Genomic DNA, 25,064 nt, shown 5'->3' on the forward strand with positions numbered 1-25,064 from the left:
ATCTCAGCATGTTTTCATGGTTGAAACGTCAATCGCCCTGGCTGATGGTCGGCACGCTGGGGCTGGCTTCCATCACCTTCGCGGCCGAGAATCCGCCTCAGCTACGCATCGGTTACCAAAAAGGCTCGGTCAGTCTGTTGCTCGCAAAGACGCATCAGTTGCTGGAAACGCGTTTTCCAGATACTGCCATTCGCTGGATTGAGTTTCCCGCCGGGCCGCAGCTGCTGGAAGCGCTGAACGTGGGCAGCATCGATGTCGGCAGTACCGGCGATACGCCCCCAATATTCGCTCAGGCTGCCGGTGCGGACCTGCTCTACATTGGCGTCGAGCCTCCGAAGCCCAAAGCTGAAGTCATTTTGGTCGCCGCCAACAGTCCGGTCAAAGACGTCGCAGATCTGAAAGGTAAAAAAGTGGCGTTCCAGAAAGGGTCCAGTTCGCACAATCTGGTGCTGCGCGCCCTTCAACAAGCGGGGCTTTCATTCAGCGATATTCAGCCCGCTTACCTGACGCCAGCCGACGCTCGCGCCGCATTTCAACAGGGAAATGTGGATGCGTGGGCGATCTGGGATCCGTACTATTCCGCCGCCCTGTTGCACGGCGACGTTCGCGTGTTGACCGACGGCAGCCATCTGAATCAGACCGGCGCGTTTTATCTGGCGTCCCGTCACTACGCGGAGCGCAACGGCGCTTTTATCCGGCAGGTATTGGATGTGCTGACGGAAGCAGAAAAATTGACGGTCAGCGAACGCCCGCAGAGCACTGACCTGCTGGCTAACGCGATAGGGCTTCCACACGCGGTGATCGCCAGCTATCTGGATCATCGCCCGGTGACCGTGATCCGCCCTTTGGATCAACGCGTCATCAGCGCACAGCAGGAAACGGCGGATCTGTTCTATCAAAATCGTCTGATCCCGATGCCGATTACGATCTCATCCCAGGTCTGGCACGCCCCTTCCGAATAATTAAATCGACTGGAGACACGTCATGAGCCTCAATATTTTCTGGTTTCTCCCCACACACGGCGACGGTCACTACCTCGGCAGCGGTGAGTCGGCACGTCCCGTGGATTACCGCTATCTTCAACAAATTGCCCAGGCTACGGATCAACTCGGTTTCGGCGGCGTGTTGATCCCGACCGGCCGCTCCTGCGAGGACTCTTGGTTAGTCGCGTCATCGCTCGTTCCCGTGACTCAGCGGCTGCGCTTTCTGGTCGCGCTACGCCCCGGCGTCATTTCTCCTACCTTGGCCGCCCGTCAAGCGGCGACGCTGGACCGCCTGTCCAATGGACGCGCGCTTTTCAATCTGGTGACCGGCGGCGATCCGGACGAGCTGGCCGCCGAAGGTCTGTTTCTTAATCACGAGGAGCGTTATGAAGCGTCCGCCGAATTTACCCACATCTGGCGACGGGTGCTGGAAGGCGAAACTGTCGATTTCGACGGCAAGCACCTTCAGGTTAAAGGCGCGCGGCTGATTTTCCCGCCCGTGCAACAACCCAGGCCGCCATTGTACTTCGGCGGATCGTCCAATGCCGCGCAGGATCTGGCGGCGGAGCAAGTGGAGCTGTACCTCACCTGGGGAGAGCCACCAGCACAGGTCAAAGAGAAAATCGATCAGGTGCGCGCCAAAGCGGCGGCGCAAGGGCGCACGGTGCGTTTCGGCATTCGCCTGCACGTGATTGTGCGGGAAACCAACCGTGAGGCCTGGCAGGCGGCGGATCGACTCATCTCTCAACTGGACGACGACACTATCGCCAAGGCGCAGCAAGCGCTGAGACGTTACGATTCCGTCGGCCAGCAACGCATGCTCGCCTTACACGGCGGTAAACGCGACAAACTGGAGGTCAGCCCCAATCTTTGGGCAGGCGTGGGATTGGTGCGCGGCGGCGCGGGGACGGCGCTGGTGGGCGACCCCGAGACGGTCGCAGAGCGCGTTCAGGAGTATGCGGACCTCGGCATCGACACGTTTGTTCTGTCCGGCTACCCGCATCTGGAAGAGGCGTATCGCGTGGCGGAACTGCTGTTTCCCCATCTGGACGTCGCCGTTCCCGACGTGCCAGCGCCGCGACCGCTACCGGCTCTGGGCGAAGTCATCGGCAATAACTATGTGCCGCTTCAGGCCGCGCAAAGCTAAGGAGCGCCCATGAAATCGCTATGGCGACAAGCGGCTTATCGACTTACGCCCTGGGCGCTGCCGCTCCTGCTGGTGATCGTCTGGCAGGTTGCATCGCAAACCGGCTGGCTGTCCACCCGGATCCTGCCTTCTCCCGAAGCCATTGTCGCCGCATTTTGGCGGCTGACCGTCAGCGGCGAGCTAGGGCAACATCTGGCGATTAGCACCGGGCGCGCGTTGCTCGGCTTCGCTATCGGCGGCTCGCTGGGGCTGCTGCTCGGTTTCATTTCCGGGCTTTCCCACACGGGCGAACGTTTACTCGATACCTCCGTGCAGATGCTGCGCAATATTCCACATTTAGCGCTGATCCCACTAGTGATTCTGTGGTTCGGGATCGAAGAAAGCGCCAAGATCTTTTTAGTCGCCTTGGGCACGCTTTTTCCTATTTATCTCAACACCTATCACGGCATCCGTAACCTCGACCGTGGTTTGCTGGAGATGGCGCGCAGCTACGGCCTTTCGGGGTTTAGCCTGTTCCGACAGGTTGTGCTGCCCGGTGCGCTCCCCTCCATAATGGTGGGCGTTCGGTTCGCGCTTGGGCTGATGTGGCTGACGCTGATCGTGGCGGAAACCATTTCGGCCAGTTCGGGAATTGGTTATCTGGCGATGAATGCGCGGGAGTTTCTCCAGACCGATGTCGTCGTGGTCGCCATTATTCTTTATGCCTGCCTGGGCAAACTCGCCGATGTCAGCACCATGTTGCTGGAGCGCATCTGGCTACGCTGGCATCCCGCCTATCAACCTAAGGAGGAACCTGCATGAAGCTTACCTCGCTCTCCTCGCCGGCGCGCCTTAACGCGGGTATGCCATTATTGATCAATGGCATTAGCAAACGTTACGGTCGGCGTACCATCCTGCAGGATATCCAGTTGCATATCCCCGCGGGTCAGTTTGTCGCCGTCGTGGGCCGCAGCGGCTGCGGCAAAAGCACCCTGCTGCGCCTGCTCGCCGGACTGGAAACGGTTTCGTCCGGAGAATTGCTGGCAGGCAGCGCACCGTTAAGCCAGTCCCGAGCGGATACCCGACTGATGTTTCAGGAGGCACGCCTGCTTCCCTGGAAAAAAGTGATTGATAATGTGGCCTTGGGGCTGCGCGGTGAATGGCGATCCGCCGCGCAGGATGCGCTGGCGGCCGTTGGACTGGCCTCTCGTGCAAACGAATGGCCGGCCGCGCTGTCCGGCGGACAAAAACAGCGTGTGGCGCTGGCCCGCGCATTGATCCATCGGCCCGGTTTGCTGCTGCTGGATGAACCGCTGGGAGCGCTGGATGCGTTAACGCGCATCGAGATGCAGGGGCTGATCGAATCGCTCTGGCTGCAACAAGGTTTCACGGTGCTATTAGTCACCCATGACGTCAGCGAAGCGGTGGCATTGGCGGATCGCGTTATTTTGATTGAAGAAGGTCGAATCGGTCTGGATGTGCTGGTCGATCATCCCCGTCCACGTCGACGCGGCTCGGCGAGATTGGCCGAATTGGAGGCCAGCGTGTTGGAACGGATTCTGACGCCCACGAAGCATGAACACCCTACGTCGTTAACACGGGCGACGTTATGATTTCCATCTATTGAAACAAAAAAACAGCCGCTGCCTCGGACAGGCGAGCGGCTTTAGACCGTTAGTAAAACCGGCTTGCTCTTCATGAGCCGCGATGAGGCTTTTCACCACATCAATGATGTCGGCCGTTGAGGCCTTGCTTGAAGACCTCAACATCGCCTCGACGGCTTTGCGAAGAAACGCCCCCAGTCATGTGACGCCAACGCCACTTAAAGCCTGGGGAGAATCTTCGACGACGGTCAGGCTTCCAGCGCCTTCGTAATTTTCTCGAACAAATCGCCCGACAGATTGGGCAACGCCTTGAGTGTTTCCAACGCCTTGCGCATCTGCTCCTGTCGCGACTGATCGTAGCGTTTTAAACGGATCAACGGTTCGATCAACCGGGCGGCGACCTGCGGGTTACGCGTGTTGAGGTCCACCAACATTTCGGTCAGGAAACGATAGCCGCTACCGTCAGCGGCATGGAATGCCGCCGGGTTGCCTGAAGTGAAGGCGCCAACCAGCGACCGCAGACGGTTCGGGTTGTTCAGACTGAACGAGCGGTGTTTCAACAGCCCCCGTACGCGATCCAGCACATCTGTTTCCGGGCTGGTGGCCTGTAACGTAAACCACTTATCCATCACCAGGCCGTCCTGATGCCAGCGATCATCGAACGACGCCAGCAGCGCATCGCGACATGGCAACAATGCACTCACCCCCGCCGAGAGCGCCGCCAGAGAGTCCGTCATGTTGTCGGCTTGCTCGAACTGCCGACTCACCAACGTATCCGCCTGCTGTTCGTCGCCGAACGCCAGGTAGTGCAGGCAAACATTACGCAGCGCGCGTTTACCCATATCTTCCTGATCGATGCGGTATGCCGGAGTCTGATTATCGCGATACACCGCCAGCAGCTCATCCGCCATCTCCTGCGCCAGCGTTTGAGTCAACGCATGTCGCACGGCGGAAATCGCTTCGGGGTCGATAATATCGAACAGTTCCGCAATCTCATTTTCGCTGGGCAGCGACAAAATCTGCGATGCCAGCATCGGGTCCAGAGAGTCATCCAGCAAAACGCCGCGGAAAGCGTCAACCACATGCAGCGGCAACGATAACGGCTGTTTCTGCTGATAGCGCGCCACGTTCAGACGAATATGGCTCGCCAGCAGGCTTTGCGCCGCATCCCAACGGGAGAATGCGTTGCGGGCGTGGCGCATCAGGAAGGTCAGTTGCTCATCGCTCCAGCTGTAGTTGACTTTCACCGGCGCGGAAAACTCTCTTAATAGAGAAGGCACCGGCTGACAAGGCACCTGCTCGAATACAAACGTCTGTTCGGGTTCAGTCACGCTCAACACGGATCCGACAGACTGGCCGTTCTGCACCAGCGGGATCGGCTGACCCTCGTTGTCATACAGCTCGATATCCAGCGGGATATGCAGCGGTTGTTTACGCAGTTTATCATGACCGACAGGCGTGTTCTGCGTCACCTGCAGACGATATTGTTCATTCGCCGCATCGTAATCGTCCTGAATAGTCAGCACCGGCGTCCCCGACTGGCTGTACCAGCGACGGAACTGCGTCAGATCGATACCAGATGCATCTTCCATCGCCTGAACAAAATCGTCACAAGTGGCGGCGCTGCCGTCATGGCGGTCGAAATAGAGCCGCATCCCAGCCTGGAATTTTTCTTCGCCCAACAACGTATGCATCATGCGAATGACCTCTGCCCCTTTTTCGTAAACCGTCAGGGTATAGAAGTTATTCATCTCGATGACCTGATCCGGACGGATGGGATGAGACATCGGGCTGGCATCCTCAGCGAACTGCGCGCCGCGCATCACGCGAACGTTGTCAATGCGGTTAGCAGGACGCGACCCTCGGTCAGAGCTGAATTCCTGATCGCGGAATACCGTCAAACCTTCTTTGAGGCTAAGTTGGAACCAGTCGCGGCACGTGACGCGGTTGCCGGTCCAATTGTGGAAATACTCATGACCGATCACCGCTTCTATATTGAGATAATCCTTATCAGTTGCGGTTTCCGCTTTGGCCAGGACGTACTTCGAGTTGAAGACGTTCAGGCCTTTGTTTTCCATTGCGCCCATATTAAAGAAGTCGACGGCGACAATCATGTAGATGTCGAGATCGTATTCCAGACCAAAGCGTGTTTCGTCCCATTTCATCGCATTTTTCAGAGATGTCATCGCCCAGTCGGCACGGTCGAGATTGCCGCGATCCACGTAGAGTTCCAGCGCCACTTCTCTGCCGGAACGCGTGGTGAACGTGTCGCGTAAGACGTCAAAATCGCCAGCCACCAACGCGAAGAGGTAGCAAGGTTTGGGGAACGGGTCCTGCCATTCCACCCAGTGACGGTGATCGGCAAGCTCGCCCTGCGCCACGCGGTTGCCGTTAGACAACAGGTAAGGATAGCGGTTTTTGTCAGCCGTAATCCGGGTGGTGAAACGAGCCAGTACATCGGGTCGGTCAAGGTAGTAAGTGATATGCCGGAAACCCTCGGCCTCACATTGGGTGCACAGAGCATCGCCGGACTGGTATAAGCCTTCCAGCGCGCTGTTGGCCGCCGGGTTGATTTCCGTTTCGATCTGCAACGCGAATTTTTGCGGCAGCCCGTTCAGTTCAAGACCATCGGGGAGCTGCTGGTACTCCGTCCAACGCTGACCGTCCACCAAAATGTCGATCAGGTGCAATCCTTCGCCGTCCAACCGCAAAGGAGCCCCGGTTTCGCCCTGCAATACCACCTGACTGGTGGCGACCACCCGTGTTTTGTCCTGGCCCAGGTCGAAATCTAATGCAATATCAGTGATGGTGTAGTCCGGCGCGCGATAGTCGTGCCGGTATTTTACTTGGGGTTGCTGGCTCATAAATCGTTACCTTAGTGACGGACAATAATGGCGACAGGTCATGCAATCAGGCCCGCCGGGTTAAGACGCGCTATTTCAGACCAAAGCGCTTATTTTTCGCGGCGAGCGTCTACGTTGTTCCACGGCGCGTAAATTGAGTTAAACCGCCGAGCCTTTCGATATAGACGTGTTAGGGGCGAATTCAGTGCCTGAACTGCTCCTCAAACCGTCTGAACAACGCATCAAAATGCGGTTTCTTTACATACAGATTCTTTATTGAACAAGCTGTTATCTCTATTAAAGGGATCTCGGGGACGGAATGCAAACATTCCCTCTTTTCCACATTTTAATCGGAGACACGACATGATTTTTTTGAATTTTTTGTTTAGTATAAAAAACATTTGGTTTCAAACACTAATGTTAAAAACGGCAAAAAAATAGACACTTTATTTTCACAATCGCACATTTGAATCTCGCCTAAACACGCCCATTATGGTGATATAGCCCGAACAAACAGACGATTTTGGGAAGGTTCCGAGCCCTTCCGTCATCGTTTTAACCGCTTAACTGCGTTGAACGAGGATGCTGTAACGCATTATGACTTCTTCCCTTTCCCCGATTATGACCTCGTTGCTGGATACCGATGCCTACAAGCTGCATATGCAGCAGGCTGTCTATCATCAGTACTACGATGTTGAGGTGGCGGCGGAGTTCCGCTGCCGCGGTGATGAAAAACTAGGTATCTATGCGGAGGAGATCTCCGCGCAGGTGGAAGCGATGGGCAGCCTGGCGCTCAGCGATGACGAGTTTGACTACCTCTCAGCGCTGCCTTTCTTTAAAACAGATTACCTGAATTGGCTGAAGACGTTTCGCTTCAATCCCCGGCAGGTTCAAATCAGCGCTCATCAGGGGCGACTCGATATTCGCATTGCCGGCCCGTGGCGGGAAGTAATCCTATGGGAGGTACCGTTGCTGTCGGTGGTGAGCGAAGTCGTACATCGCGATCGTTCACCGCACGTCGGTGTGAATGAGGCTATCGCTCAGCTGCGTCAAACGCTGAGTCAATTCGAGACCACAAGTGTCTGCATGGATCTGTCGCATTTCAAGCTGATGGATTTCGGCACACGCCGCCGATTCTCCCGTGACGTGCAATTCAATATTGTACGCACGCTGAAAGATGAGTTCCCTTATCTGATTGGCACCAGCAACTATGATTTGGCGCGGAGACTCGATTTGACGCCGGTAGGAACTCAGGCCCATGAATGGTTTCAAGCACATCAACAAATCAGCCCGACGCTCGAAAACAGTCAACGGGCCGCGCTGGAAGCCTGGTTGCACGAATACCCTGACCAACTCGGTATTGCTCTGACCGACTGCATCACCATGGATGCCTTCCTCAGGGATTTCGACCAGCGCTTTGCGGAAAAATATCAGGGCTTACGGCATGATTCCGGAGATCCGATCCAGTGGGGCGAAAAAGCGATCGCCCACTACCTCTCGCGGGGCATAGATCCGCTGGAGAAAACGTTGGTATTCTCCGACAGCCTGAATATGGAAAAAGCAATTGCGCTTTATCGCCATTTCTGGCGGCGCATCAATCTCGTTTTCGGCATTGGTACACGCCTGACCTGCGATATTCCGGGAGTCACGCCGCTCAATATCGTCATCAAGTTGGTGGAGTGTAATGGACGACCGGTGGCGAAGTTATCCGACAGTCCAGGAAAAACGATTTGCCACGATCCGGAGTTTGTCAGCGCTTTGCGTAAAGCCTTCGACCTGCCGCGGGTACGCAAGGCCAGCTGAAACGGCTGTTCACACTGACCAACGCTTAATCTTTAATCCAGCGACATCGGAATGCACAAAACTTATTGCATTCCGGTGATTTCTGCTTGTGTCCTGCATACCGCCAAGTAACATAGCGGTGCTGCCCTGAGCTGGGGCAATTACTGTTTTTAAACATATTTTATTCAAAGAGAGAATGTTATGAGCGTAGTGCCTGTAGTCGACGTACTGCAAGGCCGTGTCGCCGTTGACAGCGAAGTCACCGTGCGCGGCTGGGTACGTACCCGGAGAGATTCTAAAGCCGGTATTTCCTTTATTGCCGTCTATGACGGTTCCTGCTTTGATTCACTACAGGCCGTAGTTAATAATAATCTTGATAATTATCAGAGCGATGTCCTGCGCCTGACTACCGGCTGTTCCGTATCGATCACGGGTAACGTCGTTCCTTCGCCCGGTCAGGGCCAGAGCTTTGAGCTGCAGGCGACCGATGTCAGCGTAGTAGGATGGGTTGACGATCCGGATACGTATCCGATGGCGGCCAAACGTCACAGCATCGAATACCTGCGTGAAGTCGCGCATCTGCGTCCGCGGACCAACCTGATCGGCGCCGTTGCTCGCGTACGCAACACGCTGGCGCAAGCTACCCATCGTTTTTTCCATCAGCAAGGTTTCAACTGGGTTTCAACCCCATTGATCACGGCTTCGGATACCGAAGGCGCCGGTGAAATGTTCCGCGTGTCTACGTTGGATTTGGAAAACCTGCCGCGTACCGAAGAGGGAAAAGTCGATTTCAACGAAGATTTCTTCGGTAAAGAAGCTTTCCTGACCGTATCCGGCCAGTTGAACGGCGAAGCTTACGCGTGCGCGCTATCAAAAATTTATACCTTTGGTCCCACCTTCCGTGCTGAAAACTCCAACACCAGCCGCCATCTAGCTGAATTCTGGATGATCGAACCGGAAGTTGCCTTTGCCGATCTGGAAGATACGGCCAAACTGGCCGAAGACCTGCTGAAGTTCGTATTTAAAGCTGTTCTTGAAGAACGCGCGGACGATATGGCGTTTTTCGCTCAGCGCGTAGATAAAGAGGCGTTGACGCGTCTGGAGAAATTTATTCACGCGGATTTCTCTCAGGTGGATTACACCGACGCGATCACCATTCTGGAAAACTGTGGCGAAAAATTCGAAAATCCGGTGTCCTGGGGTATCGATCTGTCTTCAGAGCATGAACGTTATCTGGCAGAGAAACATTTCAAAGCGCCTGTGGTCGTTAAAAATTACCCGAAAGATATCAAAGCATTTTATATGCGCATGAATGATGACGGGAAAACGGTTGCAGCGATGGATGTTCTGGCGCCGGGTATCGGTGAAATCATCGGGGGTTCTCAGCGTGAAGAGCGTCTTGATCATCTTGACCGGCGCCTGGAAGAAATGGGACTGAATAAAGAAGACTACGGTTGGTACCGCGATCTGCGCCGTTACGGCACGGTCCCCCACTCCGGCTTTGGGCTCGGTTTCGAACGTCTGGTCGCTTATGTGACCGGCGTTCAAAACGTGAGAGATGTCATTCCGTTCCCACGTACTCCCCGCAACGCGAGCTTTTAATAAAAGATTAATATAAGCAAAACAAATATCTAGCAAAACGAAGGGGCCATTTGGAATGGCCCCTTCGTTTATTTTGCATTCTTGTAAAAAGTTCAGCGTTTTTTACATTTTGTAATACATATTTTCCAATAGTTACCTAATTACGAAGTTAGTATCATCTTTAGGGTAGCTTAACGACCTAGCGAATGGAAAACTGCGTGCAGACACAGTAAGACATCACATTTGCTACAAAAGTTCCGTAGGAAATTTCTGAGGCAAATGTAGGTGTCCAATAACACCAATGAGGGTAACAATGATGAAGCGCAATTTTCTTGCAGTGGTAATCCCGGCTTTGTTAGCTGCAGGCGCAGCAAATGCAGCTGAAGTCTACAATAAAGACGGCAACAAGCTGGATCTTTACGGCAAAGTTGTTGGCCTGCACTACTTCTCCAATGACGACGGTAATGATGGCGACCAAACTTATGCTCGTCTTGGCTTCAAAGGTGAAACTCAGATCACTAACGAACTGACCGGCTACGGTCGTTTCGAGTACGAATTTAATGCGTCAGGCGCTGAAAACCAGAACGCTGCCGCAAGCAAAACGCGTTTCGCTTATGCTGGTTTCAAATTTGGCGACTACGGCTCATTTGACTATGGCCGCAATCTGGGCATCGCCTACGACGGTATTTCTTACACCGACGTTCTGCCGGAATTTGGCAGTGACAGCCAGTATGCCGACAGCATCACGGGTCGCAGCTCTGGCGTAGCAACCTACCGCAACAAAAACTTCTTTGGTCTGGTTGATGGATGGGATTTCGCCGTTCAGTATCAGGGTAAAAACGAAGGCGACCGTGACATTAAACGCCAGAATGGCGACGGCTGGGGCGTCTCTTCTTCCTATACCTCGCCAATCGGCGTGGGCGTAATCGGTTCTTATGAGACCGTTGACCGTACTACCGCTCAATCAGATGACGGTCACGGCGACCGCGCTGAAGCGTGGGCTACCGGTCTGAAATATGACGCTAACAGCGTTTATCTGGCCGCCACCTATGGTGAATACCGTAATCTGACCTACATCAACAAAGGTGTAGTTGCTACGACCAGCACAGCAGACAAAACCAAAGTCTTCGAAGCCGTTGCACAGTACACCTTTGACTTCGGCCTGACTCCGTCTCTGGGTTACGTTTCCGCGAAAGCAAAAGACGACTCTAACGGCAACAACGACTACGTCAGCAAATACGTCAGCCTGGGTGCTAACTACGCGTTCAACAAAAACATGTCTGTCTACACTGAATACGACATCAACCTGCTGGACAACGATAACGCATACGCCATCGCTAACGATGACCGCGTAGCACTGGGTGTTGTTTACCAGTTCTAATCTGCGTAAAGCTTATCTGCCTTAATTTGGTAGTTTAGTTTATAAACCAGGTCAAGATTGCACGCCAGTTGGTATATCCAACTGGCGTTTTAGTTTGCGTAAAAGCAAACATTCTGTTTGCCAGCACGTATTCTCCCTTTCCTAATAATTGTCATTTCTTTGATGCAAACGGTTGGCAAAGCCTGATGCTAGCGTTAACCTGCTAGCTCTCTTGCTTAAATTCAGTCACGGAACTACTGCGCAATGTTTGAAAAAATCTCTGCTGCTCCAGCCGACCCGATTCTTGGGTTGGCCGATCTCTTTCGCGCTGACGAGCGTCCTCATAAAATCAATCTGGGTATCGGTGTTTATAAGGACGAAACCGGTAAAACGCCTGTATTAACCAGCGTAAAAAAAGCAGAACAATATTTACTCGAAAACGAAGTCAGCAAAAACTATCTCAGCATCGACGGCTTACCGGAGTTTGCACTCCGCACGCAAGAGTTGCTGTTCGGTAAAGATAACGACATCATCACGAATAAACGAGCTAGGACGGCCCAAACCCCAGGTGGTACAGGCGCACTCCGGGTCGCGGCAGATTTTATTGCGCACAACACCACGGCTAAACGTGTTTGGATCAGCAATCCAACCTGGCCTAACCACAAAAACGTATTTGCCGCGGTCGGGCTGGAAGTGTGTGACTACGACTATTACGACGCCAATACCCATCAACTGGACTTTGATGGCATGGTGGCAAGCCTGAACGCGGCTCAGGCGGGAGATATCGTTTTATTTCACGGTTGCTGCCATAACCCTACTGGGATTGACCCTACGGCAGAGCAGTGGGCTAAGTTAGCGTCACTATCACAGCAGAAAGGCTGGTTACCTTTGTTCGATTTCGCCTATCAGGGATTTGCGAATGGTTTGGATGAAGATGCTCAGGGCCTGCGGACTTTCGCCGCTAACCATCAGGAACTGTTGGTCGCAAGTTCCTACTCCAAAAATTTCGGCCTGTATAACGAACGTGTGGGCGCCTGCACATTGATTGCAGCAGAGAGTGCAATTGCCGATACCGCATTTAGCCAGATAAAAGCGGCGATTCGAGCAAACTACTCTAACCCGCCTTCTCATGGCGCTGCCGTAGTCGCGACGATTCTCTCTAACGATGTTCTGCGCGGGATCTGGGAACAGGAACTAACGGCGATGCGTGAACGTATCCAGCGGATGCGTCAGCTTTTCGTGAACACCCTTCAGGAAAAAGGCGCCCAACAAGACTTCTCTTTCATTATCCAGCAGAACGGTATGTTCTCATTTAGTGGACTTAACAAAGATCAGGTCACTCGCCTTCGCGATGAATTCGGCGTTTACGCCGTTAATTCCGGGCGAGTCAACGTAGCAGGGATGACCCCAGAAAACATGGCTCCGCTGTGTGAGGCGATCGTTGCCGTGCTATAAACAAGCGAATCTGTGAACATGAAAAAAGCCAGTCCGGTTGACGCCGAACTGGCTTTTTTTTCAACTCGCCTGAGATTGAATCGGCAATCAATGCTTTATCCGACGGTGATTCCCTGCAAAAACGGGTTAGTCCGGCGTTCTTCACCGAAGGTCGACATCGGCCCGTGTCCGGGAATAAAGGTGACATCATCGCCAAGCGGTAACAGCTTTGCCGAAATTGATTGAATCAACGCCTCATGATTTCCCTGTGGGAAGTCACTGCGGCCGACCCCTCCCCTGAAGATAACATCCCCGGAAATAGCCAGTCGGTCAGATTCACTAAAGAAGACGATGTGGCCCGGCGTATGCCCTGGGCAGTGCAACACAGAAAGCGACACGTCACCAATAGTGACCGTGTCGCCCTCTCCTAACCACTCATCTGGCGTCAACGATTGGCAATCATCAAGACCAAACATCCGACTTTGTGCCGGCAGACCGTCAAGCCAGAATGCATCGGCACGCTGCGGGCCTTTGATGGGCACCTGATAATACTCAGCAAGCTCTGCGGCGGCGCCAACGTGATCCAGATGGCCATGGGTCAAAAGAATTTGCTTAACCGTCACATCGGCTTGAGTCACGGCTAGTTTGATCTTTTCCGCGTCACCGCCGGGATCGACTAGAGCCGCTTCACCGCTTGCCTCAGACCACAGCAAGGTACAGTTCTGGCTAAATGCCGTCACAGGAATAATTTGATATTTCATATCGCTCCGCTTTTGCTCCCGCAGCCCGTGTTATATCAACATCGCTGCGGGCTATTTTCTTTTTCTTACCAGGTGCGCGCAGGGCCTGTATCAATGTGTACAAAGTTACTGCGTGGATAGTATCCAACGCCACCGGCTCGCATTTTGACAGCCGCTTTGCGTATATTCGCCAGTTGTACGCCTTCGATATGAAAATCCATCGCTTTGCCCTGCGTATGATAGCTTTGTTTAGCCACGCCACGGCTGTGAGAGCGGAGGTCTTCATTCGTGCCACGCGAGCGGTAACCCGAGATCAGCTGCACCGGCTTATTGTTTCCCAACATGACCTGTAATCGATATAACTGATCAAAAAGTTGCGGATCGATGCTTTTGATTTTATTAGCGCGATAATCGCGGAAGAAATAATCTAATCGAGTAAGTTCTTCTTTTATATAACGTCGCCCATCGAAAAACTCTGCTTTTAGACGTTCGCCTGTATTGAGATTATTGAGAGTTAAAATTCGAGGACGTGCAGTAGATAATGAGGCGAGTGACTGACCAGGCAGCAAGGCTATGCCCAGAGCAGCCCCTCCGAGCGTCAACCATTTGCGACGATGGTTATCAATGTGTTCCATATGGCAATATTACCCAGGCTAATAATCGGTGTAAGGGCACAAAACGCGCACCGTTTCGAACCTTAACCGTCGAAACATGCCGAGTCAACCCGCCTTGCAGCGAGGAGTGGTAAGCGCCCCGCCCCCGGCACCGGCTGACTCAGCCGTAACTCACGGAAATCCTTGGTTACTGCAATAATAACCCTACTTTGGACAGCATGGATTCACCGGTTTTGGACCGGCCATCATAATTGTAAATATCTGTGCGATATTGGGCTTTGCCATCCTCTGCGACCCAAGCCGTCAGGTAGTAGAAATTGACCGGAATACGCTTGCGCATGGTGACATAGGTTGTATTACCCTCTTCTAAAGTCGAGGACACCCGCGCGCTATTCCAACCTGCATCCTGCAACAGCAGCCCGGCCAGCTCAGCGGCCTTATTGACTCGCACACACCCCGAACTCAATGCCCGAATATCTTTATGAAACAGATTGTGATTCGGCGTGTCATGCAAATAGATAGCTTCCGAGTTCGGCATATTGAATTTGTAACGCCCCAGCGAATTAGTGCTTCCCGGAGCCTGGCGCAGACGATAAGGGAATCGCTCAGCTGATACCTGAGACCAATCGATCATGGTCGGGTCAATCGGCTGAGCATTCTCACTCCAATCAGACAACAGCGTGTAACCGTGACGCTGTAAATATCCTGGGTCCATAATCACCTTGGGAATGATGTCCTGACGGGTCAGCGTCGTCGGCACATTCCAGGGCGGATTGACCACCACATTAACCAATGCACTGCTCATCAACGGAGTTTTACGTTTCGGCTGCCCGACAATCACTCGGGAGGATAAAATTTCGGCGCCGTTCTGGTAATAGGTCAGCGAAAAGTTGGGAATGTTGACCAAAATACCGTTCGATACATTATCGGGGATTAATCGCAGCCGCTGAATGTTCAGCGCCAGCAACGTTGCTCGCGTTTGCGACGACACATTCAGCCAGTCTTTTGTCCGCTTCCCAATCGCACCATCATCTTGTAAACCGTGCCAATGTTGAAAACGCTTAACGGCATCCACCAGTTCCCCCGTGTAGACGTTTGTTGCCCCTGATGGCGCAGAGGCAATGCTGCCATCAGTCGAAGGGGATTCATTGAACAGCGGCAACGTAGTCGCATTCGAGGCCAACATGCCGGTGCGTTGCAAAATCTCCTGCAGAGCCGGCAACTCGCTGCTTTGATCGCCCGGACGAAGGGTGCCGCCAAGCTGCAATTTGGGCCACGGACGTTTGTCCAACAAGCTCGCCTTCAACGCTTCATGCATCTTCACATATTGGGAGTGCCGCGGAGCCAGGCTGGCGACGAATTCTGCGCTACGACCTTCTTTAACCGCATTTTGCCATTCGGTAATCAGCCCTGACGGCGGTAAAGATAGCGTATAGGGCACATTGGCGTATAACCAGTTGCTCCCGTTTTTGTCCACACCTGAGACGTATTGCAGGTAGCCCAACATCGCATCGGATAGCACCCGATCCCTCGCCAATCCGGCCAGTTTGGGATCGGTCAACCAGGAAACCCACGTTGTGAACTGTGGCTGAATGCCCGCGAGGGCCAACTCGGCTAATTGTTGTTGGAATGCATTAACGGCTCGACTATCTGACCACATAGGCTGCTCAGCCGTTTGCGTATACAGCCCGCGCAGCGCAGAGCCATAATGCAGCGTTATGCCTGCGGGCAATGGCCCCGCCAGACCGGTAGTTGCAGGCGCAGCGGTGGATATTGGCGTCGTCGTCCCTGACAGCATGGTTTGTGTGGCCGCCTGGGCTGAAAACGCAATCAGGCCGCCAAGACAAAGCGCGCCTCCCGTTATGCCCAGCCTTAGACCCTGCATTTTTCTTTTTGCTAACAACATCCAATAATCCCCTGTTTTTACCTTACCGAATTCAGTACTCGCCCTTGCCGCATTATGGAAAGAGATTTTGCATTTGCGGAAAGTCACGGCGCTTTGTGGAAAAGAAACCTGTCTGATGAGGAGCGGGTGTGAATTCAGATTGCTTTAAACGCTAGTATATAAACAGAAAATAATTTTTGCTTCAGAAGGAATGAACTTATTTTGTAGAAACTTGTCTCCTCAGGAGGAATTTGTTTGCAAAATAACCTGATTCGCTTCAAGTCAGGCATTTCCGCATGCAAACAAGCAGCCCTGCAAATGCCTCGGCCTCGACAAACCCACTCCTTGTGTTAGCGGCCTTACCGTTTAGCTGGAGCAAGATATTTCTAGATGCTTTCCCCATTCGGGGGGAGGCGCTGATAGTTCAGCCAAATCCGGCTGTGCCTCGAAAGGATGACTGATGGCCCGATGTAGACGCGTCAACGTACTCATATCATCCCGCTCAGCGCCTTCGATGGCCTGCTGCGCCAGATAGTTACGCAATACGTAAGTCGGATTTGCTTTGTACATGCTTTCGCGTCGCGCAGTATCATCAGCAGGCTCCAAGCGTAAGCGACGGCGATACGCGCCAAACCAACGATCGAAAGCTTTGCGGTCGATAAATTCGTCACGAAGGGGCGAACGTCCATTTTGCACTTCCGTCTCGGACAGCAGCAGGAAAGTCCGATGGTAGTCGCCTTTTTCCTGTTGCAAGAGCCGGAACAACCCCGTCAGAATATCATTGTCCGCATGTTCTGCTGATGAGAAGCCAAGCTTAGCCCGCATCAGGTCGCCGTACTGCTGCATTAATACCGGCGCGTAGCGATCTAACGCGGATTGCAATGTCTCAGGCGGCATGAGTCCAGAGAGCGACTGGGCCAGCCGATGCAAATTCCACTGGGCCGCAGCAGGCTGATTATCAAAAGAGTAGCGCCCTTGATAGTCAGAGTGGTTACAGATGAAATGAGGATCGTAATCGTCCAGAAACCCGAAGGGACCGTAGTCAATCGTCATACCAAGAATGGACATATTATCGGTATTCATGACGCCATGCGCAAAGCCTACCGACTGCCAATGTGCGATGAGACGCGCGGTGCGCTCCACTACGTCGGTAAACCACAGCCGATATTTGTCTGATTCCTGGTGCCACTGCGGCCAATGATGCTCAATAACAAAATCGGCCAACTGACGCACCTTGTCCGGTTTACGGCGATAATAGAAGTGTTCAAAATGGCCAAAGCGCACATGACTTTCCGCTATTCGCAGTAACATTGCGCCCCGTTCCTCCGTTTCACGTCGCACCGCTTGTTCACTCGTAGAGATAGTCAGGGCGCGGGTCGTCGGTATCCCTAAAGCATGTAATGCCTCGGAGGCCAAAAACTCGCGGACCACAGAACGGAGCACGGCGCGCCCATCCCCTTGACGTGAATAGGGCGTTTTTCCCGCGCCCTTGAGATGCCAGTCGACGTGGCGTCCATCGGCCAACTGCTGTTCGCCTAATAAAATTCCGCGGCCATCCCCCAATTGTCCCGCCCAAACGCCAAACTGATGTCCGCTGTAAACCTGAGCAATAGGCTCCATTCCCGGCAGACTTTTTTCACCGCACCAAATAGGGCTGTTCTCGGGCGTAAACCAGTCAGCGGACAGTCCGAGTTCGTCGGCTAGCGCTTCGCTGTGATAAAGCAGCCTGCCCCCCTGCAACGGGGAAGGTTTCAATGGGGCGTAAAAGCCGGGCAGTTGCTGGTAATAACGATTATTGAATTTAGGGGGGTACGGCATGGTCGGGTCCTCTCTTTACCGCAGTGTAGAGCGGAGCTAAAGGAATTAACACCGAGTAAAGATAAGGATATTCATGACCGAAAAAAGGGCATTGCCGATAGATTTACCCGTAACACACCGCAGCAGGCAGTTTCTGATCCAGCTGGTCTAACGGCACCGCAGGCCACAACTGCCCCTGAACGCCACTGATGTCTAGATCGTACGACTGCTCAAGCAGTGCTGGGCTGTCAATGCCCTGAGCAATCACCATCATACCGGAGTTGTGCTTTTTGATGACACTCAGCATGGGGTTGATCATGGAGACTTCCGTCGGACGCGCTAATAAGCGTTGAACGAAACGAGGATCCAATTTTACATGGCGAAATAAGCCATCATAGAATGGTTTCAAATTGGTTTTTCCAGATCCGAAATTATCCAACCACAAATTGAATAATTGACTCAGCGCCAGAATATTAGGATTTTCCTTACCTTGGTCGAGGTTGGGATAAATCTCATTAATTTCGAGTTGGATAAAAGAAAGTGCGCTAAGCGTATCTTTAATTTTTTCATCCCGAATGATTAATTCAGACAACGCGCGATCGATCTTGAGCAAAACCATTACCTGATTATCGCGAAACCAAGAAGCTTTGCTTTTAATAATAAGAAGTTGTTCTTTAAATAAGGCGATTTTCTGCGATCTATCGAGCAGGCTCAACAAGATGCTGTGAGGCATAGTCAGGTTGCCGGCGGCGCTGTGGAAGCGGCCAGTCATTTCCACGGCCAGCAGCCGGGCATCTAGGCTATAGACCGGCGAAAATAGATAGTTGCTGATATACTCCACATCAAGCTGGATACGCATAGTGTTTGGCCAGAATTAAATAATGTGAACACTCACCCGAACAGAGACGTAAGAGACTACGCGTTTCTATTCACCACAACTCAATCAGTAATTATTCATCAATGATCGTTAGTAATATATTAATCATAAGTCTAATAGATTAAGACATTTAAAGTCACGAGAATGCGACGGTCATAATAAAAAAATACGCGGGGTAATAGCCGAATAAAGAACATTCTGCAGATACTCTATAATGTGTACCCAAGAGAACACAATTCGTTTTTCACTTTTCAGACAAACCCCCAATACGCGTTGCAGTTTATTAACAAACATTTCAATTCCCAAACGTTATTCAGCTAACGCTTACGGCGAATCACAAATATTCAACCGCCGCTGCAACATGCTTAATTCTCATTTCAGCCTAGATTCAATCCGTTGAATGGCGTCCACCTTCTTCAACCCGATCCGTCGGCTTAAACAGAGGCTGATATTGCCCGACTGCGCTCAGATTCTCCGCGCCTGCCAATAGGCACGTTTCCAGTAAACGTTGTTGAGCGATGAACGAATGACCCCTTTGCTGGTAGAGGCATGGATAAACTGTTCATTGGCATCGTAAATACCCACATGCATACCACTGTTACCACTTCCAGTTTTAAAAAAGATCAGATCGCCCGGTAACAGATCCTCTTTGTCGATACGCGAACCGACTTCCACCTGATCTTCCGTCGATCGCGGTAACTGCAAGCCAAACTTGTCGCGAAATGTCACAAAAACGAAGCCTGAACAATCCACGCCGTGACGGTCAAGGCCTCCATAGCGGTAGGGTGTTCCCCGCCATTCGGCCAACTGCTGGTGTAACCGTGCCTTGACTTCCCGAGAGTCGCTCAAGCGGCTATTAGTCTGCGGCGCATGATGGCTGCATCCCGCGAGGATCATGACGACTGCTGCCAACACTATAAATTTCCAACGCAACACGTACATACGCTCACTCACGTTCGGGAAGATAATTGACCGGCCATACCGATTTTCGATAACCTTGCTCAGCACATTATAATGTTTTTCATTTAGGCAATAGCTGAAATACCCTATCGATTTCGCATTTGCACTATGATGACATCTATGATGCAACAATAACTAAACAAAACAGCATCTCTGCCCGGCTTGTCACAATAATAAAACGCGGTCCGTTGAACCCGCACTGCACGGGATGACCTGAAATACAGTCCTCACATCGACCATCATTCGCTGCAATTACACTAGATAATCCCACCAACTTACTGGAATTAAAGAAAAAAAAGGCTCATGCGCTGCATGAACCTTCACATGAACTTCACTGATTCAGTCACCGCGCCTTCGTGCACGCACAAGGCACGTCAGGCGTTAACCTTCACCCCTTCGTGCGGCGAACAGCTCAAAACGGAATGCTGATATGCGCTAACAGCCAACGCTTAACGAAATCCGGCACCACTTGGCTGGCGGGGCCATAAATTTTTTCATCGAAATGACTTTCTACCTGGCTCGGCTGCAGATTTAGCTCAACCGTATGGGCGCCATGCTGATGCGCTTCGTAGACAAATCCGGCAGCCGGATAGACGTTACCCGACGTGCCGATGGCAATGAAGAAATCCGCTTCGGTTAGCGCCTGATCAATGCGCTCCATCTCCAGCGGCATTTCACCAAACCAGACAATATGAGGACGCAGCCGTGCCGGTATCTCACAGCACGTGCACCGTTCGTCTTCGCCGACGTCGCCGTCTCGTTCGAACACCACCCCGCTCCGCTCGCAACGCACCTTATTCAATTCGCCATGCATATGCACAACGCGCCGGCTGCCGGCCCGTTCATGCAAATCATCGATGTTCTGCGTAACCAGTAGAAAGTCGTCGCCCAGAATGTCTTCCCACTGCGCCAGCGCCCGGTGAGCTTCATTCGGTGCAATTTCCGGCTGCGACAACTGGCGGCGTCGGTCATTGTAAAAACGCTGAACCAGCACAGGGTCCCGCGAGAATCCTTCCGGCGTCGCCACATCTTCTACCCGATGCTCTTCCCACAGCCCATCTGCGGCGCGAAAAGTACGAATGCCGGATTCAGCGGAAATACCCGCTCCGGTGAGCACCACGACACGAGGCTTTTTCACGTGTTTCACCGCCAGATAATCGATGTGAAAAATACGCGCGCGCAAACGCTGATGACGCATACGCTTACCCTGACGAAAACGGCCTAAACGCCGATGCGAAAGCATGTTGGCTCCTTAAAGCTCCAGTAAATGTAGCAAAGCCGCTCCCCTGACACCGCCTGCATCCCCATAGCGCGCCTTTTCGATCGAAGGCAAACGTGCCGTGGGCAGCAGGAAGTTAGGTAAATAACGCGGCAAGAGTGAATAAATAGCATCAAAATTAGACAGGCCACCGCCCAGTACCAGAAGATTCGGATCGAGCGACGTCAGCAGGCTACCCAGACAAGCGGCGAGAAGCGTCACGTAACGCTCGACATGAATCTGGGCCTGCGGGTCGCCGGCGTAATAGCGCTGGATAATCTTGGTGGCAGGCAGGGCCAGTGAATAGTCATGCTGATAGAGCCTCTCGAAGCCCCGGCCTGAAATGTAGTTTTCTACACATCCCTTCCGGCCGCATCCGCAGGGCGCGCGGCACAACTCCCATCCCAAAATATCCAACGCGTCCACCGGCAAACGGGTATGGCCAAACTCCCCGGTGATGCCGTTCGCGCCATTGACCGGATGGCCGTTGACGATCAGCCCCCCGCCGACCCCGGTCCCTAAAATGAGGCCGATAATGACCGGATAACGGCGGAAATCAGCGTGGTGCGCTTCCGAGAGGGCAAAACAGTTGGCGTCGTTGCTGATGCGGATATCTCGTTGCAACAGACGGGTAAGATCCTGCCGCAACGGTCGTCCCATCGCGGAGGGCAGATTAGCGGTGAACAACGTCCCGGCGTCCTGCTCATACAGCCCAGGCACGCCGATACCAATGGATCCCGAGGTTCCGGCCACCGCGTCGGCTTCTTCGGTCAGCAGCTTCAGCGTCGTCAGTAGTTGACCATAGTCATCACGCGGCGTCGCCACGCGTTTTTGCCATACCGGTCGCCAGTCGGCGTCGAACACACCGATTTCTATTTTGGTGCCGCCGATGTCGAACCCGTAATACATACCCTACTCCCGTCACTACGGCTGGCTCAGGATTCGACGCTATCGCGTCTGAGCCGTGAACGTTATGCGCCCGCTTACTGACCGCTTAATACTCTGGCGGGATCGATGCGGCTGGCCCGGCGAGCGGGATACCAGCTGGCGATCAGGCTAAGAGCCAACGCCGTGACCAACACCAGGATGACGTCGGCGGCATGCAGTTCCGACGGCAAGAAATCGATAAAGTAGATATCGCCGGACAGAAAGCGATGACCGGTTATCGTCTCAATACCTTGGATCAGCGGCGTGAGCTGCAGCGTCGCGATAATTCCGACGATGGCCCCCAGCACGCTGCCCAGCAGTCCCGCCAGCAGACCATACCAGACGAAAATGGCGCGAATAAGTCCGTCTCCGGCACCCAGCGTTCTTAACACGGCGATATCGCTGCTCTTGTCTTTCACCGCCATCACCAGCGTGGACACAATATTGAAACTGGCGACGCCGATCACCAGCACCATCGCCAGATACATGATTGTGCGGATCATCTGAATATCGCGGTACATATAACCATAAGTGCCAATCCAACTGCGGATGTATACGTACTCTTCCGTGACCTTACCCGCATCGTGCACCAGCTGATTGGCGGCGAACACGTCATCCATCTTCAGCGCCAGACCGGTCACCGCATCGCCCATATCCAGATAGCCCTGAGCGTCTTTCAGCGGGACTAACGCCAGACTGTGATCGAGCTGTCCGCTCAGTTGGAGAATCCCGGTGACGTGCAAACGGATGCGCTTCGGTTGTAGCAGCTTCATCTGTGGATCGCTGTTGGGGATCATCACCGTCACCCACTCGCCTTCCTTCACGCCTAAAGCGTCGGCCACGCCTTTTCCCAATACGACCTGCTGTTCGCCGGCCTGAAAGCGGCTCCAGGCGTCGTTAAGAACGAAGTGCGGCAGCGCGCTTAAACGAAGCTCCTGCTGCGGGTCGACCCCCTTGAACTGAATCGCCCTTAGATTGGCGCCGTGTTCCAGCAATCCGGTAAAGTTGATATAGGGCGCCACCGCCGCAATGCCCGGCACCGCTTCGACCTTCGGAATCAGTCCCTGCCAGCCCTTGAAGGGGGGATTGACCGCTTCGATCTCTCCGTGCGGCACCACGGCCAAAATACGATTTTTCAGTTCACGCTCGAAGCCGTTCATCGCACTCAGCCCGACGATCAGCACCGCCACGCCCAGCGCAATACCGATTGTGGAAATCGCCGAGATCAGCGACACCATACCACTGCGTCTCCGTCCCCGGCTGAACCGCAGTCCCACCCGGAGTGAAAGTGGAGGAAAACTCATTGCGGCGCCCCCACCAGAGTCAGTTCCTGCTGCAATTGACCGTCGCGCATTTCCAACTGTCGGCTGAGCCGATGCGCCAGCTGTAAATCATGCGTTACCACCAGAAATGCCGTGCCCTGACGCACATTGAGTTCGCCCAACAGTTCAAAGATGGTATCTGCCGTGCGCTGATCGAGGTTACCGGTCGGTTCATCGGCCAACACCAATGACGGGTTGTTGACCAGCGCACGGGCGATCGCGACGCGCTGACGCTCACCGCCGGAAAGCTCCGCCGAACGATGGTGACTGCGCTTTTCCAGCCCGACGGCCGCCAGCATCTCACGCGCCTGCTCTTTAGCTGCTTTTGGCGGCGTTTTGCCGATCAACAGCGGCATAGCCACGTTTTCCAACGCGGTGAAATCCGGAAGCAGATGATGGAATTGGTAGATGAACCCCAGCTCGCGGTTACGCAGCGCCGCTTTGGCCGCGGGCGAAAGCGTATTCAGGGGTTTGTCTTTGAAAATCACCTCGCCGGATGTCGGCGTATCCAGGCCGCCCAGCAAATGCAACAACGTACTTTTGCCGGAACCCGAACTCCCGACTATCGCCATCATTTCGCCCGGCGCCATTTCAAATGAGACGTCCTTCAGCACATCGGTCGCTACCTTCCCGTCCTGGTAGCGCTTGCACAAATGGCGGCACTGTAACAGTAAAGTCTTATTCATAACGTAAAGCCTCAGCAGGATGGACGGCGGCGGCGCGCCAGGAAGGGTATAGCGTGGAGAGCAGCGCCAGCAGCATCGCCACAAGGGCGATAACGGTCACCTGGAGCGGCTCAATCACCACCGGCAGAGATCCGCCGTCGATGAGCAGCCCCAGCATCGGCAGCAGCGTATTAAGCTGGCTGGCCAACAGCACGCCGAGCAACGCGCCGACCAGCGAACCGAATACGCCTGCGCCGCCGCCCTGAACCATAAACAGCGCCATGATCTGACGCTGCGTCAATCCCTGCGTTTGTAAAATCGCCACTTCTCCCTGTTTCTCCATCACCAGCAGTCCTAAAGATGTGATGATGTTAAAGGCCGCTACGGCCACGATGAGGCTCAACAACAGCCCCATCATATTTTTCTCCATTCGTACCGCCTGAAACAGCTCGCCCTTACGCTCGCGCCAGTCTTTCCATACGGTCCCGGCGGGTAACGACTGCTGACTGAGCGCGTCTACCGCCAACGGTTCCTGCAACCAGAGCCGCCAGCCGGTGATGTTGCCAGGCGGGTAGCGCAACAGTCGAGAGGCGTCCTGCTGGTTGACCAACAGCTGATAGCCGTCCACCTCGCTCTGGGCGGCAAACGTGCCCGCTACGGTGAACAGACGTTGACTGGGGATTCGGCCCATCGGCGTCAGCTGGCTGGCGCTGGTCACCATCAGGCGCAACTGATCGCCGCGCTTGACGCCCAGCTGGCTCGCCAACTGCTCGCCCAGAATGGCCTGATAGGCTCCCGGCTGCAGCTGCTGCTGGCGGGTGTTGACCAGATAGCGCGACAACGGCTCGTCTTCATCCGGGTTAATGCCGAGCATGACGCCCACCGCGACGCCGCGAGCGCTTTGCAACACCACGTCGCCGGTCGTCAGGGGCGCGACGCGCGTCACCCCTTTAAGATGTTGCAGACCGGTGGCGGGGACATGGTCAGGATTCAGCGATCCCTGGGGCGTGGTGATCAACGCCTGAGGCATCAGTCCCAGAATGCTTTTTTCCAGTTCTCGCTCGAATCCGTTCATAACTGAAAGGACGGTGACCAGCGCCATCACACCGAGGGTGATGCCGATAGCCGACAGCCAGGAGACAAACCGCCCAAAGCGGTCCGAGGCACGCCCACGCATGTAGCGAAGGCCGATAAATAACGCGACAGGTTGATACATGAAATCCGTCTGGATGAGGTTGCTAAAGCAAAGTGATCAAGGATAATAAAGGGTAGTACCGCTTTATGGAACCCTAACTATCTCTCTCTC

Annotated in this window: 20 protein-coding genes; 8 read left to right on the top strand and 12 right to left on the bottom strand. The window is 53.7% G+C overall.

Annotation, left to right across the window (positions count from 1 at the left end):
- Positions 1 to 8 precede the first annotated feature (8 nt).
- The 4 genes from BLU64_RS05010 to ssuB are packed head-to-tail and all read left to right on the top strand — an operon-like array spanning position 9 to position 3,722.
- Positions 9 to 962: a sulfonate ABC transporter substrate-binding protein gene (locus tag BLU64_RS05010; RefSeq protein ID WP_074728027.1), complete on the top strand. Its 954-nt coding sequence runs from the start codon at positions 9 to 11 to the stop codon at positions 960 to 962.
- Between the two features lie 22 nt (positions 963 to 984).
- Positions 985 to 2,130, top strand: a complete 1,146-nt coding sequence (gene ssuD / locus BLU64_RS05015; RefSeq protein ID WP_074728029.1) for an FMNH2-dependent alkanesulfonate monooxygenase — start codon at positions 985 to 987, stop codon at positions 2,128 to 2,130.
- 9 nt (positions 2,131 to 2,139) lie between these two features.
- Positions 2,140 to 2,931: an aliphatic sulfonate ABC transporter permease SsuC gene (gene ssuC / locus BLU64_RS05020; protein WP_074728030.1), complete on the top strand. Its 792-nt coding sequence runs from the start codon at positions 2,140 to 2,142 to the stop codon at positions 2,929 to 2,931.
- Positions 2,928 to 3,722, top strand: a complete 795-nt coding sequence (gene ssuB, locus BLU64_RS05025) for an aliphatic sulfonates ABC transporter ATP-binding protein (protein WP_026742696.1) — start codon at positions 2,928 to 2,930, stop codon at positions 3,720 to 3,722. The genes ssuC and ssuB overlap by 4 nt, the downstream gene beginning before the upstream one ends.
- A gap of 239 nt (positions 3,723 to 3,961) precedes the next feature.
- Here the strand turns inward: ssuB and pepN are convergent, their stop codons facing one another.
- Positions 3,962 to 6,577, bottom strand: coding sequence for an aminopeptidase N (pepN, locus tag BLU64_RS05030; protein ID WP_074728032.1), 2,616 nt, complete (start codon positions 6,575 to 6,577; stop codon positions 3,962 to 3,964).
- Positions 6,578 to 7,153: 576 nt separating this feature from the next.
- Here pepN and pncB point away from each other — a divergent pair.
- The 4 genes from pncB (at position 7,154) to BLU64_RS05050 (ending at position 12,734) form a co-directional block, all read left to right on the top strand.
- Positions 7,154 to 8,359: a nicotinate phosphoribosyltransferase gene (gene pncB, locus BLU64_RS05035; RefSeq protein WP_026742698.1), complete on the top strand. Its 1,206-nt coding sequence runs from the start codon at positions 7,154 to 7,156 to the stop codon at positions 8,357 to 8,359.
- 180 nt (positions 8,360 to 8,539) lie between these two features.
- The gene (gene asnS, locus BLU64_RS05040) at positions 8,540 to 9,940 is read left to right on the top strand and encodes an asparagine--tRNA ligase (protein ID WP_074728033.1); all 1,401 of its coding nucleotides are present in this window, start codon (positions 8,540 to 8,542) and stop codon (positions 9,938 to 9,940) included.
- Positions 9,941 to 10,232: 292 nt separating this feature from the next.
- The gene (locus BLU64_RS05045; protein ID WP_026742700.1) at positions 10,233 to 11,300 is read left to right on the top strand and encodes a porin; all 1,068 of its coding nucleotides are present in this window, start codon (positions 10,233 to 10,235) and stop codon (positions 11,298 to 11,300) included.
- A gap of 243 nt (positions 11,301 to 11,543) precedes the next feature.
- Positions 11,544 to 12,734 (top strand): amino acid aminotransferase, encoded by a 1,191-nt coding sequence (locus BLU64_RS05050; protein ID WP_026742701.1) that lies wholly within the window; start codon positions 11,544 to 11,546, stop codon positions 12,732 to 12,734.
- 95 nt (positions 12,735 to 12,829) lie between these two features.
- Here the strand turns inward: BLU64_RS05050 and BLU64_RS05055 are convergent, their stop codons facing one another.
- From BLU64_RS05055 to lolC, 11 genes are all read right to left on the bottom strand, one after another.
- Complete coding sequence (locus BLU64_RS05055; protein WP_026742702.1) at positions 12,830 to 13,474, bottom strand: MBL fold metallo-hydrolase; 645 nt, start codon at positions 13,472 to 13,474, stop codon at positions 12,830 to 12,832.
- Between the two features lie 65 nt (positions 13,475 to 13,539).
- Positions 13,540 to 14,088 carry a peptidoglycan L,D-endopeptidase MepK gene (gene mepK / locus BLU64_RS05060; RefSeq protein ID WP_026742703.1) on the bottom strand — a complete coding sequence of 183 codons (549 nt, stop codon included), beginning with the start codon at positions 14,086 to 14,088 and terminating at the stop codon, positions 13,540 to 13,542.
- A 166-nt stretch (positions 14,089 to 14,254) separates the two neighbouring features.
- On the bottom strand, positions 14,255 to 15,973 hold the full coding sequence (gene ldtD / locus BLU64_RS05065) for a L,D-transpeptidase (protein WP_026742704.1): 1,719 nt from the start codon (positions 15,971 to 15,973) through the stop codon (positions 14,255 to 14,257).
- A 345-nt stretch (positions 15,974 to 16,318) separates the two neighbouring features.
- Positions 16,319 to 17,770 carry a protein adenylyltransferase SelO gene (locus BLU64_RS05070; protein WP_026742705.1) on the bottom strand — a complete coding sequence of 484 codons (1,452 nt, stop codon included), beginning with the start codon at positions 17,768 to 17,770 and terminating at the stop codon, positions 16,319 to 16,321.
- Between the two features lie 103 nt (positions 17,771 to 17,873).
- Positions 17,874 to 18,608, bottom strand: coding sequence for an EAL domain-containing protein (locus BLU64_RS05075; RefSeq protein WP_026742706.1), 735 nt, complete (start codon positions 18,606 to 18,608; stop codon positions 17,874 to 17,876).
- Between the two features lie 483 nt (positions 18,609 to 19,091).
- Positions 19,092 to 19,523: an NlpC/P60 family protein gene (locus tag BLU64_RS05080; RefSeq protein ID WP_394296481.1), complete on the bottom strand. Its 432-nt coding sequence runs from the start codon at positions 19,521 to 19,523 to the stop codon at positions 19,092 to 19,094.
- A gap of 475 nt (positions 19,524 to 19,998) precedes the next feature.
- Complete coding sequence (gene cobB / locus BLU64_RS05085; protein WP_026742708.1) at positions 19,999 to 20,829, bottom strand: Sir2 family NAD+-dependent deacetylase; 831 nt, start codon at positions 20,827 to 20,829, stop codon at positions 19,999 to 20,001.
- Between the two features lie 9 nt (positions 20,830 to 20,838).
- On the bottom strand, positions 20,839 to 21,753 hold the full coding sequence (gene nagK, locus BLU64_RS05090; protein WP_026742709.1) for an N-acetylglucosamine kinase: 915 nt from the start codon (positions 21,751 to 21,753) through the stop codon (positions 20,839 to 20,841).
- Between the two features lie 74 nt (positions 21,754 to 21,827).
- Positions 21,828 to 23,075: a lipoprotein-releasing ABC transporter permease subunit LolE gene (gene lolE / locus BLU64_RS05095; protein WP_026742710.1), complete on the bottom strand. Its 1,248-nt coding sequence runs from the start codon at positions 23,073 to 23,075 to the stop codon at positions 21,828 to 21,830.
- Positions 23,072 to 23,779, bottom strand: a complete 708-nt coding sequence (lolD, locus tag BLU64_RS05100) for a lipoprotein-releasing ABC transporter ATP-binding protein LolD (RefSeq protein WP_026742711.1) — start codon at positions 23,777 to 23,779, stop codon at positions 23,072 to 23,074. Before lolD ends, lolE begins: the two co-directional genes overlap by 4 nt.
- Positions 23,772 to 24,974 (bottom strand): lipoprotein-releasing ABC transporter permease subunit LolC, encoded by a 1,203-nt coding sequence (lolC, locus tag BLU64_RS05105; protein ID WP_026742712.1) that lies wholly within the window; start codon positions 24,972 to 24,974, stop codon positions 23,772 to 23,774. The genes lolD and lolC overlap by 8 nt, the downstream gene beginning before the upstream one ends.
- Between the last annotated feature and the right edge of the window lie 90 nt (positions 24,975 to 25,064).

It is taken from the genome of Lonsdalea quercina (assembly GCF_900107885.1).
In the GTDB taxonomy this organism is placed as follows: Bacteria; Pseudomonadota; Gammaproteobacteria; order Enterobacterales; family Enterobacteriaceae; genus Lonsdalea; species Lonsdalea quercina.